Here is a 12,000-nt window from a genome sequence, read left to right as displayed (position 1 = left end):
GCTGCGCTACGCCGAAGGCTCCGCGCGCGGCCTCCTACACCACCACCCGGGACACTGCCGCTTCTCGCCACCGAAAGCCGATCCGATGCCGGGACCATCGCTGGCGCGTTGATCGCATCGGGCGCGAAGGTCATGCGGGTTCCTGTCGGCTATTTGCAGCATGGGCCGGGTGGATACCCCTGGCTTCCGGACTCCGGAGTCCAGACTGGAGTCCAAGCGGAGTCCAGCGGCCACCGGGGGTGTCCAGCTTCAAGGGTTTGATTTTGCGGTGTTTCAGGCGGGTTCAGGCAGCGGTGGCTTCCAGCTGGCTTCCCAAAAATCCGGCCCTGTCGCTAGCGATGTGCCGCGCTTCGCCCGCCAGCATACGAATGTTGCCAGGAAGGAACCAGAAATCAGTGGGTTAGCGGGATGGACCCCGGTTGGACCCTTCCCGGACCCCGGAAGCCAACCCGAAATCCAGCGGCATCCGCCCAAAAGCAAAGGGGAGAGCGAACCCTTCGGCGCACTCTCCCCATCTTGCCTTCGGAATAGCACAAACATGTTGCAGATGTCGAAGGAAAAAGTGTTGCAACACATTGGAGTCGCTCACGCATTCAGTCGCGCCGCGATCTTGGTCAGCGCCAACTGCCAGCGCCGCCACGCGGTGGTGCGGTCGCAACCCAGCTCCCCACTGATCTGCTTCCACGGCACGCGGGCCGCGCGCGACCAGACCAGCTTGCGCTCGGCCTCCTCGATCCACAATACCCAGTCCGAGGTCTGCTCCAGACGCGTGATGGCAGCGGCCGATGGCCAGACCCGCATGGGTTCGGGTTCCATCGCCGCGATCTCGCGGCTGGTGCGGACGATCTGCGGCCAGGCGTTGAAGAACCCCTGCGCCCTCACGGGCGGCAGCTTGCGCAGGGTGCGAAACGCTTCCTCGAAATGATCGGCCACGCACTCGGCCGTCCAGATGCGGTCAGCCATGCCGAACCTCCTTTCCCATCGGGCGTCGCCCGTAAAGCTTCTCGCCAAGTTGGCGGACCAGTTCACGCTCCGGCCATGTCAGACGCTGATCGTCGGCCGACACCGCCAGCACGCCCTGTTCGTGCCAGCCCTCGCGCTTGACCTGCTCAGGATCGCGGCGCTGACCGCCGTAACCGTGGGGATGCCACCTCATGCGACACCCCCGTTCGTTGCGATGGCCCACAACAAGAGCGCGATGGCATCAGCCTCGTTGTCGTCCGCAGGGCTGAAGCCACGGGCCTTAGCAGCGGCGATCATCGCGTCCTTGTCGGCATTGCCCTTGCCGGTGGCGTGGCGCTTGATCGTCCCGACCGGTACGCCCTCGTAAGGCACGCCCCGCAGTTCGGCCCATGCGGTCAGCGTGGCCATCAGCCCGCCGTAGATGTGGCTCGCGTCAGTGCCCGCATGACGGCGCACTTCCTCGAACCAGATGGCGGCGATGGGACCGGACAGACGGTCCAGTTCGCCCAGCCAATTGGTGAACCGCAGGTAGCGCATGCCGCCGCCGTCGAAGCGGCCGGGGCGGAAGCTGGCCGTGCCGCTGGTAATCAGACCGTCGTGGCCGCGCAGGGCCCAGCCGGTCGTGGTGCCGAGATCGAGGGCAAGGATGCAGCGCTGGCTTGAACTGGTGACGGGCAGCAATTCAAACCTTGCGCTGTCGGATTTGGGGATCAGAGTCGTCGCAGCCATGATGGCTCTCCTGTCGTGGGGGGCTGGTCGGGTGGAAGACGACGGCGGTCATGTGCTTGGCGGTACGGGGCCGCCGTCGTCGGATCGGGGATGGGGAGACCTGTCAGGGCGGCCCGCGCGCCAGGCCCTTACGCATGGGATGAGTGGCCCACCCTGGGGTGGGGCCATCCCATACGTAGTATGGGGGTTCAGCACCCAACTGTTCCGAGGTTACCAACCTGCTGATTTCATTATAGAATAAGACTTCACGAAGTCCTCGGGCATGAGTTAGGGACCTAACTCTTATTTGCGCGTAACCCGTTGATTTCATTGAGTGCACAGTTGGCGCTGTCATATGAGTCAGGCCTCACTCATATGAGTTAGGTCGTCCTCGGGGCCGTCCTGGTAGACCCAGACAGCGGGGTTTTCGACCTGAAGGCTGAGCCCGGACTGGGGGCATTTGAAGTGGCTGGGCAGGACCGGACGGGCGGCCGTCGTGACCTCGCCGGTGGTCGGATCGACTTCGTCCACAGGCAAACCGAACTGCATGCCTTCCACGCAGAGGTAGCCGAACCGGGAGCGGGTGACGGGAAAACCGAACTCGGAAGGATCCCGCAGGAACTTCACGAAGCCCTTGGTGGCAAGCACGGAGAGGCGTTCGCGGATCGTATGCTTGCTGCCCAGACCACCCCGGTTCTCGAAGGTCTCGGCAAACTGCATGGCGGTGTAGAGGCGCTCGCCCGCCGCCTCATCTAACAACATGCCCAGAATGACATCGTGCTTGCGCAGCCGTTCGGCGTCAAACTTGGCCCCGACCTCCTTGCGCACCAGCCGCTCGTTCATCGGGTTCAGTTCGACCCAGCGACCCGCCACCTTGTCGATCAGCTTGCCCGGCAGTGCGGGGCCGTTGCGCAACTCGATTTCCAGGCGGCGCTGGGTGCTGTCCTCGTCGGGCCGGTGCATGAGAAGACCCGAGGTGTAGAAGCCGCGAAGCGCGCTGGCGCCGGAGAGGGCGAGGAAGGGATCGTCCTTGACCTGATGCTTGGCCGCCTTGCGGGTGTGGTGGGCGAGGATGACGCCCGCGTCCGGATTGACCACTTCGCGCAGCACCTCGACCCGGTCCTTCAGGAAGAACATCATGGCGGTGTTGTCGTTTTCGCCGCCGCCATCCGGGCCGCCATCAAAGAGGTTGCGGATCGGATCGATGACGATGATGTCGGGCGGTGCATCGAGGAATGCGGCCCGGATGGCCTCGACGATGCGGGTGACCCCGTCGGCATCCAGCAGCAGCTTCAGTTTTGGGGTGGCGATGAAGGTGTCGCGCGCGGCGGCGATCACCCCGGGTGACAGGCTGATCTGCTGCATCCGTTCGCGCAGGTAGTGATACTGGATTTCCGCCTGCAGATAGAACACGCGCAGCGCCCGGGGCGGCGTGAAGCCGAGGAACGGCACGCCTGCTGCCATGTGGACGAGCCAGGAGATCAGGAAATCGCTCTTGCCGACCTTCGGCGCGCCGCCGAGCACCAGCAGTCCGCCCGGCGTCAGGACACGCGGCGCGATGATGTCATCGGGCATCGGGCTGCGATCATCGAGCAGCGCACCGAGACTGAAGGTCGGCAGCGGGCTGGCAGGTGCGCTGGAGCGGGCAGCACGAATGAGCGGCGGGCCGTTGCGCTTGACATGCAAGGCCCACAGCCGCTCGGCCTCGGCCCGCAGCCGATCAAGCGGCCATTCGGGGCGCAGCATGGCAGCGTTGTAGCCGCAGATCGCTTCCCAGCCCTCAGCGGGGTCAATGCGGCCGTCGTGCACGAGGCGGATGTAATGCCCGATGGCGGCGCTCGCCCCCTGAAATCGCGACCAGTCATCCACTGCGCCCTCGCGAACCGGAGTGGTCAGGACGGCGTCGACGCCGGGCTTTGCGACCGACAGCGGCGTGCTGGCCATGCCAACGCCGGGCAGCGGCGGCATGTCGGCCACCCGTTCGGCGAAATCCGCCAGATCGACTTCGACCGGGTTGTGGTCGCGGATTTGCACCAGCCGCTGATGGCCGTGCTTGTGATAGACCGTCCCGGCCACACGGATCGGCTGGTGTGCTGATCGGAAATGGGTGTCACCGCCGACCTTGACGGCAATGTCGCCCCGCAGGCGGCACAGGGTGGCCAGATCCTCGCCCGCGGCGGGTTCGGTCAGTTTCCACCAGACATGCAGCTTGGCAGCACCCTCGGGCGTGCGGCCGCCACTTTCCACGATCAGGGTCGGCGTCCCAAGGTGGCTGACGATGTGATCCAGCTTGGCCGGGATGTCGCCCGCATCGAGATCGACCACGAGGGCCTGCATCTGCAGCACATCGGCGGCGCGGGCCTGACCCTGTTCGGCGACCGTGCCGGGGATGACATAGACCGCAGCGCCTTCACGGTTGGCCCACGCGGCGAAGGTAGCCAACTTTTCACAGGCGGTGCCATCAGCCCCGATCCAGATGTTGTGGGGTTTGCCGTCCCGGCCCTGACCCTTGTCGACGAAGCCGCGCAGCGGGATCAGCCCTTCGCACCAACTGAAGACGACATCGAGAAAGATGGCAATCTGGTCGGGGTCCGGATCGCAGCCAAAGGGGTTCTCGGCCGGAGGACCGTCGTTGAAATCCATCCAAGGGTTGAAGTGCAGGATGCTGTCCTCGCTCACCGCTCCGGCCTCCAGCAGCGAGCGGCCCATGGGCAGAAGCGGCATTCGAAGAAATCGGCGCTGGCGGCAATGCGCGGGAGCAACTCGCCCGCATCGGTCGCCTGGAGGATCCGCACCCCGCGATCCGACATGCGCTGCGCAAGATCGGCGTCGAACGGCACCAGCTCATGGTGCATCTCGGCCGTGTCTTTGTTGATGGCCGTGAACACTGCCTGCGCGGCGCTGATGCCGGGCACGCTGGCTTCCATGTAGGCCTGATAGACCGCGATCTGCGCGGCGTAGACGGGCTTCGATTTTGTCACGCCGTCCTTGACGCAGGCCCGCCAGTTCTTCGCGTTCATGGTCTTGCATTCCCAGAGCGCGGGGACGGCGAGGCCGAAGCCTTCAGGCCCGGCGGCAATGATGCCGTCGACATGGCCCCGGATGCGCCCGCCCGCGACGGAAAAGCCGAATTGGCCACCATCGGGCCGGTTGCCCTTCCGGGTGTAGAGGTCGAAGCCCGCGCCACGCAGCCAGGCGACCGCCAGATCTTCAAGCGCGTGTCCGATGGCAAAGATGCGCAGGGACTGTCCGCTGAAGTCCTGGCCCTCGTCCTTCGGCGTTGCCGTGAATTCAAACTGAAGGGCGCGCTCGCAGGAATGGCCAAGGCGTGACCCGCCAAGATAGTCGCGGGGCGTGCGGGTCGCCTGATCGCCAGTCAGGGCGCGATCGACGGCGGCGTTGACCCGGTCGGCGAAGCTGGGGCGAGAATTGTAATCGAGGGTCAAAACGGCACCTCCGGCGCATTGGCTTTGGCGATGTCGGACATGGCCTCGCGGAACCCTTCGACAGCCTCTTCGATCAGGGCACGCACCTGCGCCTCGGTCAGACCGGCCAGCGGGGTGGCCCAGCCGATCTCGTCCATCAGCAAGGCGACGCGCTTCATGGTGGCGGCGATGGCCGCGCGCTCTTCATCGGTCAGGTCAACCATGGCCACACGCTCCCGCGCCAAACGCGTCCAGTAGCCTTGGCAGGACATCGAGCAGAACCAGACCGATGGCCGGGGCCGCTTCGACCGGTGCGGATCGAACCAGCCAAAGCCATGGCTGGGTTGCCGGCAGACAGCACAGAGTGTTCCACGCGGATGCCATAGCCGCCGCTGGTCCTCGGCCGTAATGATGGTGACGGATGTCATGGGTCATGCCGCCCTCCGTTCGGGGCTGGCTGAGCTCTCGATCAACTGGCGGATGGCGCGCTTGTTGAAGCCGAAGGTCATCAGCGCCGAGGCGCGATAGCGCGTCAGGCCGAAGTCATGGCGGCACTCGGGGGCCAAGTATTGCAGCTGCTTTTCGGTCGGCGGCTGGCGCAACCAGGAACGGGTCTTGAAGGCGCTTTCGTCGGTTTCATGGGTGTTCAGCCAGTCGTCGGCCTGCGCGAGGCAGACGGTGCGTTCGCCAACACCCAGCAAATGCGGGCGCTCGCTCTTGCCGCCGCCCACGGCATACCAGACCCCATCGAGCCAGAAGATGCCGACCCAGGCCGTGAAGCCGGTGGCCATCATCGCATCATCGGTGCCGAAGAGGTCGACCCATGCGAAGCTGGACCGCTTCAGCAGGTCGATCTCTGTCATGATGAAACCCGAGAGCGGGGCCGTGCCGCCACCTTCGCCGCCGTCTTCATCCTCCCGCGGGAAAACCTCGCCACAGAGCGGGCATTCGGTTGCTGCCAGCGGGATTTCAGCGCCGCAGCCGGGGCAGGATTTCGTCGGGGCTTCACCAGCCTCGGTCTTGCCGTCGAGATCGACGTCCTGCTCCAGCGTGCCGTGGATCAGGCTCGACGTCCCGAAATCCAGCACGACGCAGTCGATCTTGACGATGCCGGGGTGTTCCTCGGGATCGACGGTGCGCAGGCCGCGCCCGACCATCTGGATCATGGTGGACTTGTAGGAGCTGGGGCGCAGCAGCACGACGCAGGAGGTGGGCGGATGGTCCCAGCCCTCGGTCAGCACGGCCACGTTGACGACGACACGGATGTCCCCAGCCGCGTAGTCGGCGAGGATCGCCTTGCGGGTCTCGGCCGCCAGATCGCCGTGGATCAGTGCGGCGGAAACGCCCGCGGTCCTGAAGGCGTCGGTGACGTGTTCGGCGTGGGCGACGGTGGAGCAGAACACCACCGTCTGCCGGTCGCCTGCCTTCTCCTTCCAATGGCGGATCACCTCGTCGGTGACGGGGGCGCGGTCCATGATGCCCGCCACTTCCGCCATGTCGAAATCCGACAGGGTCTTGCGGACGGACCGCAACTCGTCCTGCACGCCCACATCGATGACGAAGGTGCGCGGCGGCACCAGGTGGCCCGAGGCGATCAACTCGCCCAGCCGCACCTGGTCGGCGACATTGTCGAAGACCTCGCGCAGGCCCTTCCTGTCGCCACGGTTCGGCGTCGCCGTGACCCCGAAGATGCGGGCGTCGGGATTGGCTTCGCGCACGCGGTCGATGATGCGGCGGTAGCTGTCGGCGACGGCATGGTGCGCCTCGTCGACGACCAGCAGGTCGAGGCGCGGCATGTCGGCAAGGTTCGAAGCCCGCGCCAGCGTCGGCACCATGGCGAAGGCGACCTGGCCGTTCCAGGACTTCTCCGTGGCGTCGATGACCGAGGTGGCGACGCCTGGCACCACGCGCTGGAACTTGGCGCGGTTCTGCGCCGTCAGCTCGTCGCGATGGGCGAGCACGCAGGCCTTGGCGCCGTCGCCGATCATCTCGCCGGTGACCGCCGAGAGCATGATGGTCTTGCCAGCACCAGTGGGCGCCACGCCCAGCGTGTTGCCGCGGGAAGCGAGCGCAGCCACGCTGCGCTCGACGAAGGTCTTCTGGCGGGGGCGCAGGCGCATGGCCGGTCTCCCCCTTACTGCGCCCAGCTCGGCCGACCGGCGGCGCCGGGAGCGGACGCGGGCTGGCTGGGCTGGGTGGGCGTGGTGGGCTGCTGCGAGGCGTGGCCCTGCGCCGGGGCGGCGGTGAACTGCGGCGGGACCGTTCCCATCAGCGCGGCGTAGTCGCGATGGTCGGGCGTGACGGCAGCGCGGATCTCGTTCTTGTCCTCGCCGTTGGTGTCGGTGCCGATGTCGATGCGGGCGACGAACTCGACGCCGTCGAGATCACCGAAGCCGTTGATGCGGCGGCGGGCCTGCGCCTCGGGCGAGTTGTCCTTGTCCGACACGCCGCGCGCCGAGTTGAGGATGCCGCGGATCAGGCCGCGCCCCATGTTGGCCCAGTCCGGGCCCTTCGGGCTGTAGAGGCCGATCAGCGACCAGACCTTGCGCCGGGCATAGGGCCCCTCAAGCACCGTGTATTCGGCGTCGAGATAGACGGCGCCGGTGGCGGCGCGGCGCGCCCAGCCGCCGGTCCAGCCCTGCGAGGGGTCGTCGAAGCCGCCCGGGCGCAGGGTGAGCCGCACCTTGGCGAGCGTGCCTTTCGGGATGACGTTGGTGTTCGATTGGGCGGAGTTGAAGTCGTTCCAGGGTCCGGACATTGCGCGGCTCCTTTCAGTTGGAGGATGGGACGCGCAGCGGCGTCAGAAGGGAAAAGCCACCCCGGCGACCGGATCGGGACACCGGGCGTGGCGAGAGGCGCTCAGCCATGGCCGGGCTCCTGCGCGGGCGCGGGATCGGCGGGCGTCACCGGCGGCCAGGTCAGGCGTTCGGAGGCAGGCGCCGCGGGGCGCTGGATCTTCTCCATCAGCCGGCCGAGATGCGGGGCCTCGACCATGTCGAGACGGCCCGAGCGGTCCTTGGCCGGATAGCCCCAGGAGTTCAGCGTCTGACAGACGAAGGCGCGCTGCGGCTGGCCGCCGGGGTCCGGGATGTCGGCCATGGTGATGACCTGATCCACGATCCCGGGCAGTTCGAGCCCGGTCTTCGAGCCGTCGATCTGCGGCTGGAAAACCTTGCGATTGAAGTCGTCGAGCCGCTCGTCGAGGATGCCCACGAACCAGACGTGCTTGCCGCGCGTGTGCTGCAGATGGGTCAGCCAGCCGATCATCTCGCGGCCATGCAGCCCGTAGGCGCCGCGGATGTCGGGCTTGCCGGTCTTCTCCGAGAACGCCTCGGGCTGGCCGCGGCACCATTGGAAGCAGAGCCGACCGGCCACGGTGATCGAGTCGATGAAGACGGTCTCGTATTTCCCGATCACCGTGGGATCGCCGTAGCGCCCGCAGACCTCGTCGAAATGCGCCTGGCTGTAGGGCTGGTCCTCGCGCAGCGCCGGATTCGGCCCGCCGATGAACACCGCGAAATCCCGGCACTCCTTCCAGGTGCGGGGCCGGAGCGTGTCGATCTCCAGCCCCTCGACCGCCAGATCCCCGGCCTCGAGATCGAGGAAGAGCGTGGTGGAAGCGTTCAGCGTCCAGAGCAGGCTGGTCTTGCCGATGCCGGACCGTCCGAAGATGACGCCCTTGATGCCCTTGCGCTGCGCGAGCCGTTCGTCGGCGCCGATGATGGGAAGGGCCATCACTGGCCCTCCTTCTTCATCACTGCAGCGGCGGCGCGATCTGCGCCGATGCACCCCGCCTCGCGGGCGAGCTTGTAGAGCCGCTTCAGCGCGTCGGCGCGGCGGTAGGCGGCCGTGCTCTCGCGTTCCGCTTCCACGATCGCGAAGGCGATCTCGTCGACGGTCGCCTCGACGACCGGCAAAGGCTCGCGCGGCTCGTCACCGGCTCGCTGCGGGAAGGCGATGGTTGCGGGGAGGTCTTCGAGCGCGTAACTCGCCTTGCGAAGACGGCTGATGGCGTCCGGCTGGTCCGGCATGGCGGTTCTCCGTGAGATGATGTGATCGAGGAGGCCCATCAGGCGGCCTCGCGGACGTCGGGCGCGGGCTCGGCGACGTAGATCGCCAAGAGCGGCGTCCCGTCGGCATGGGCGCCGGCGTCCTCGATCTGATAGTTGCGGTTGGGCTCGCAGACCTCGGTCAGCTCCCAGCGGCGATAGAGCCCCGGAAGACGCCTGAAATCCTCGAGCGACAGATCGGCAGTGCGGTTCATGCATGTCTGCTTTCGGTTGGAGGGAAGGCGCTCGAGGCGCTCGAATGGAAAAAGCCACCGACGGGACCGGATCGGGACATCCGTTCAAGGGATTTCCTCGAGGGCGTCGTGCAGCCGGCGCATGGCGCGCTGGTAGCGCTTGCGGGCGGCGGCCTCGGTCAGGCCCAGTTCGACGGCGACCTCGGCCTGCGAGAAACCCTCGATCGCCACGCGGATCACCAACAGGGCGTCATCGCCGAGCAGCTTCCGCACGGCGCCGTTCAGCCGTGCGTACCCGGCCGCGCCGATCCCGCTGTCACCGTTGTCCGCCACCTCGTCGGGATCGGCGCCGCTGGCGAGATGTTCGCGTGTCTGGTCGCGCCGGCGCACGCGGATCATGTCGCGCTCGACGTTGCGCAGGACCGTGGCCGCGATCCAGTTGACGCGCCCGAGATCGAGCCCACGGACCGCCTCGGTGGTGCGCGCCAGAACATCGGACGCAACCTCGTCGGCGGTGCCGATCCTGCGCCAGATCGACCGGCGCCGGATGGCGTCGAGGCCGGGCCAGAGCGCCAACAGCAGGAGAGTCAGGGCGCAGTCGGACGCGGGCCCGTCGCCCTGCGCCGCCCCGACCAGCGCAGAGAGGATCACGTTCTTCCGGGCCGGATCGCCGGTCGTGCGGTGCAGCCCGTCCAGCAGAGCCGCCGGGTCCCGGAACGGCGCGAGAGCGGCCTGCGCACGCCGGACGGCGTCGAAACTGCGCTGGAAGTGAAGGTTTGTGGATGAATGCATGAGGTGATCACGGATCTCGTGCCACGCGAAGGACATCGGACGCCTGCCTTGCGGCCAGGCGTCCGGCGCCTTCTCGTGGCCAGGTCAGGACGTCGCGCGTCTCTGCGATTTCAGGGGGTTGGGTGAGTGGGCGCGTCAGCGCGCGGGTGCGGTCGCGTTGTTCAGCGTGCCGCAGCCGCGGCAGGTGGCCTGAACCGGGAAGCCCACGAGATACTCGTGCCCCCGCGCGAAGCGCAGGTGCATGCGGCCGTCCCGGCAGACGCCGAGCAGCTTGTCACAGCGCGTGCAGCGCCATTCCGCATTGGAGGTGGTGGGCTTGGTCGTCGCGGCGCCGGTCCAGCTCGTCGGGGCTGCCTGGCGCGAGGGGAAGGGAGTCGGCATGGAAGTGCTCCTCTATTGCTTGGAGCACCTCAATCGTCGTCAAAATATCGGACCGTCCCCCGCGATAATTCGGACGAGGGTCCGACCTTGTGGCTCTGAAACAGAACGGTCAGTCGGTCTTCAGCCGCCAGTGGCCTCGACGGTTGTTCTCAATGTAAACTCCGGCCACAGTCTTTCGTGATGCTGATGGCCAAGCGTCTGCCGGACTGGCGACGCCGGTGCCTTCGATGACCTCTCCGGTTGGAACATCCGCTCTCCCAGCCTTATGCGCGGCAACGAGACGATCCAGGATCGACATCTGCTTGTGGCCCGAGACCGGGAGTGGCGCTTTGCCAGGGATGTATAGCATCGCCGATTGCGAACCATATTTGGGCAGCGCAACTTCAGCGCCACCGAGCGCCAGCCAACGGTTGGCTTGGAAACGATCCAGCAACTTCCTCATGGCTTCATCATCGACCCGACCCTCGTGAAGCGCCTCGGCCAAGGGAATCACAACATTTGGTCCGAGATGTTTGAACGGGGTCTGTCCGGCCGTCAGTACGATCCCAATGCCGGCGTCCTGGCGACTGCGAAGAGTTACATCCAATCGCTGTAGCGTCCGCGGCTGTCCGAGACGGCGTGCGAAATAAAGAGGGAGGTCAGAGTCCTCTGCTCGCCACCGACCGAGATATCCGAGATCTGGATCCAGAGACTCAAAGGATGACCGTCCGATCATCGGCTTCAAAGCGGTGATAAGGGTTTCTTCCAGCCAGTCCCGCTTAATCACGTACTGCCGCATATCATGGAGGGGAATAGCCCCAAGTTCCTCCCCGAAGCTGCCGGTGGCTGTCGCTTCAGTTGGCTTCGAGCCCGGCCCAACTTCTACATCGCCAAAGTCGTCCTCATCATCAATCAGGATGATGTTCTGACGACTTCGCAAGCTGATGATGCCCGCATCGAGCAGACGTTTGGCGTCAAGACCAATCCGACGGAGGTGGCCGCCGCTGATGTCATCCTCGGGCGAGTCGTGAAGTTCCAGAAGATGCGGCAATAGTTGCGCCACTTCATTATGATCAAGTTCGCGGAGGCGGTTGAGTACACCCCAGAATTGGAGCAAACGGTAGCCAAGATCGCGCTCGTCCGGATCGCTCTTGCTTTGCAGATTTGACCTTCGATCGCCGAACGAGATTTCCAGCGACCGCGGTTTCTTGTAGCCGGTCCTGCTGTAACGAACTGCGACGATGAGGCGGCTGAATCCCTCCACGTGCTTGAGAAGCTCGCTGCCGCCGAGATAACGCTTCGCGATGTCCTCGATGTCGTCATCGATAGTCACGCGAAGCGACAATCTGCGAGACCAACTGCCGAGGCGCATCTCCACCTCGATCAGTTGTGCCGCCGAGATTTCCACGTCGTCCCATGGAGGCAACGTTAGGCTAAGCGATTCATGGATAGTGTCCCACGCCGTGGTGTAGGAGCGCCGACCTTCGGAGAGGTCAGGGCCTGATCAGG

14 protein-coding genes are annotated in these 12,000 nt (G+C 65.9%); all 14 read right to left on the bottom strand.

Annotated elements, in window-relative coordinates:
• Positions 1–585: 585 nt before the first annotated feature.
• Positions 586–963, bottom strand: coding sequence for a DUF6362 family protein (locus tag ACFHYO_RS11105; protein WP_284326548.1), 378 nt, complete (start codon positions 961–963; stop codon positions 586–588).
• Positions 956–1,156 carry a hypothetical protein gene (locus ACFHYO_RS11100; RefSeq protein WP_394320452.1) on the bottom strand — a complete coding sequence of 67 codons (201 nt, stop codon included), beginning with the start codon at positions 1,154–1,156 and terminating at the stop codon, positions 956–958. Before ACFHYO_RS11100 ends, ACFHYO_RS11105 begins: the two co-directional genes overlap by 8 nt.
• Positions 1,153–1,692: a crossover junction endodeoxyribonuclease RuvC gene (locus ACFHYO_RS11095; protein ID WP_394320450.1), complete on the bottom strand. Its 540-nt coding sequence runs from the start codon at positions 1,690–1,692 to the stop codon at positions 1,153–1,155. Before ACFHYO_RS11095 ends, ACFHYO_RS11100 begins: the two co-directional genes overlap by 4 nt.
• A gap of 339 nt (positions 1,693–2,031) precedes the next feature.
• On the bottom strand, positions 2,032–4,380 hold the full coding sequence (locus ACFHYO_RS11090) for an AAA family ATPase (RefSeq protein ID WP_394320448.1): 2,349 nt from the start codon (positions 4,378–4,380) through the stop codon (positions 2,032–2,034).
• Entirely contained in the window at positions 4,347–5,117 is a 771-nt protein-coding gene (locus ACFHYO_RS11085) for a hypothetical protein (protein ID WP_394320446.1), read from the bottom strand. The genes ACFHYO_RS11090 and ACFHYO_RS11085 overlap by 34 nt, the downstream gene beginning before the upstream one ends.
• The gene (locus ACFHYO_RS11080) at positions 5,114–5,524 is read right to left on the bottom strand and encodes a DUF6511 domain-containing protein (protein WP_394320445.1); all 411 of its coding nucleotides are present in this window, start codon (positions 5,522–5,524) and stop codon (positions 5,114–5,116) included. The genes ACFHYO_RS11085 and ACFHYO_RS11080 overlap by 4 nt, the downstream gene beginning before the upstream one ends.
• Positions 5,525–5,527: 3 nt before the next feature.
• Positions 5,528–7,216, bottom strand: a complete 1,689-nt coding sequence (locus tag ACFHYO_RS11075; RefSeq protein WP_394320443.1) for a DEAD/DEAH box helicase — start codon at positions 7,214–7,216, stop codon at positions 5,528–5,530.
• A 14-nt stretch (positions 7,217–7,230) separates the two neighbouring features.
• A complete protein-coding gene (locus ACFHYO_RS11070; RefSeq protein ID WP_028720209.1) occupies positions 7,231–7,854 on the bottom strand; it encodes a hypothetical protein in 624 nt (207 codons plus the stop codon).
• A 101-nt stretch (positions 7,855–7,955) separates the two neighbouring features.
• Positions 7,956–8,831 carry an ATP-binding protein gene (locus ACFHYO_RS11065; RefSeq protein ID WP_028720208.1) on the bottom strand — a complete coding sequence of 292 codons (876 nt, stop codon included), beginning with the start codon at positions 8,829–8,831 and terminating at the stop codon, positions 7,956–7,958.
• Positions 8,831–9,166, bottom strand: coding sequence for a hypothetical protein (locus ACFHYO_RS11060; protein WP_051578230.1), 336 nt, complete (start codon positions 9,164–9,166; stop codon positions 8,831–8,833). The genes ACFHYO_RS11065 and ACFHYO_RS11060 overlap by 1 nt, the downstream gene beginning before the upstream one ends.
• The gene (locus tag ACFHYO_RS11055; protein ID WP_018303655.1) at positions 9,166–9,360 is read right to left on the bottom strand and encodes a hypothetical protein; all 195 of its coding nucleotides are present in this window, start codon (positions 9,358–9,360) and stop codon (positions 9,166–9,168) included. Before ACFHYO_RS11055 ends, ACFHYO_RS11060 begins: the two co-directional genes overlap by 1 nt.
• 84 nt (positions 9,361–9,444) lie before the next feature.
• The gene (locus ACFHYO_RS11050; RefSeq protein WP_028720206.1) at positions 9,445–10,167 is read right to left on the bottom strand and encodes an RNA polymerase sigma factor; all 723 of its coding nucleotides are present in this window, start codon (positions 10,165–10,167) and stop codon (positions 9,445–9,447) included.
• A gap of 99 nt (positions 10,168–10,266) precedes the next feature.
• Entirely contained in the window at positions 10,267–10,512 is a 246-nt protein-coding gene (locus ACFHYO_RS11045; RefSeq protein WP_036763062.1) for a hypothetical protein, read from the bottom strand.
• A 109-nt stretch (positions 10,513–10,621) separates the two neighbouring features.
• Positions 10,622–11,899 carry a hypothetical protein gene (locus ACFHYO_RS11040; protein WP_394320440.1) on the bottom strand — a complete coding sequence of 426 codons (1,278 nt, stop codon included), beginning with the start codon at positions 11,897–11,899 and terminating at the stop codon, positions 10,622–10,624.
• Positions 11,900–12,000: the final 101 nt, after the last annotated feature.

The organism is Paracoccus panacisoli (assembly GCF_042435015.1).
Lineage (GTDB): Bacteria > Pseudomonadota > Alphaproteobacteria > Rhodobacterales > Rhodobacteraceae > Paracoccus > Paracoccus panacisoli.
This window is presented reverse-complemented; position numbering and strand designations above follow the sequence as displayed.

Bases quoted from the DNA above. Each gene is read 5' to 3' on its own strand.
- ACFHYO_RS11065 (WP_028720208.1), bottom strand. From the start codon at position 8,831: ATGGCCCTTCCCATCATCGGCGCCGACGAACGGCTCGCGCAGCGCAAG.
- ACFHYO_RS11055 (WP_018303655.1), bottom strand. From the start codon at position 9,360: ATGAACCGCACTGCCGATCTGTCGCTCGAGGATTTCAGGCGTCTTCCG.
- ACFHYO_RS11105 (WP_284326548.1), bottom strand. From the start codon at position 963: ATGGCTGACCGCATCTGGACGGCCGAGTGCGTGGCCGATCATTTCGAG.
- ACFHYO_RS11060 (WP_051578230.1), bottom strand. From the start codon at position 9,166: ATGGGCCTCCTCGATCACATCATCTCACGGAGAACCGCCATGCCGGAC.
- ACFHYO_RS11090 (WP_394320448.1), bottom strand. From the start codon at position 4,380: ATGGGCCGCTCGCTGCTGGAGGCCGGAGCGGTGAGCGAGGACAGCATC.
- ACFHYO_RS11080 (WP_394320445.1), bottom strand. From the start codon at position 5,524: ATGACATCCGTCACCATCATTACGGCCGAGGACCAGCGGCGGCTATGG.
- ACFHYO_RS11050 (WP_028720206.1), bottom strand. From the start codon at position 10,167: ATGTCCTTCGCGTGGCACGAGATCCGTGATCACCTCATGCATTCATCC.
- ACFHYO_RS11045 (WP_036763062.1), bottom strand. From the start codon at position 10,512: ATGCCGACTCCCTTCCCCTCGCGCCAGGCAGCCCCGACGAGCTGGACC.
- ACFHYO_RS11100 (WP_394320452.1), bottom strand. From the start codon at position 1,156: ATGAGGTGGCATCCCCACGGTTACGGCGGTCAGCGCCGCGATCCTGAG.
- ACFHYO_RS11075 (WP_394320443.1), bottom strand. From the start codon at position 7,216: ATGCGCCTGCGCCCCCGCCAGAAGACCTTCGTCGAGCGCAGCGTGGCT.
- ACFHYO_RS11095 (WP_394320450.1), bottom strand. From the start codon at position 1,692: ATGGCTGCGACGACTCTGATCCCCAAATCCGACAGCGCAAGGTTTGAA.
- ACFHYO_RS11070 (WP_028720209.1), bottom strand. From the start codon at position 7,854: ATGTCCGGACCCTGGAACGACTTCAACTCCGCCCAATCGAACACCAAC.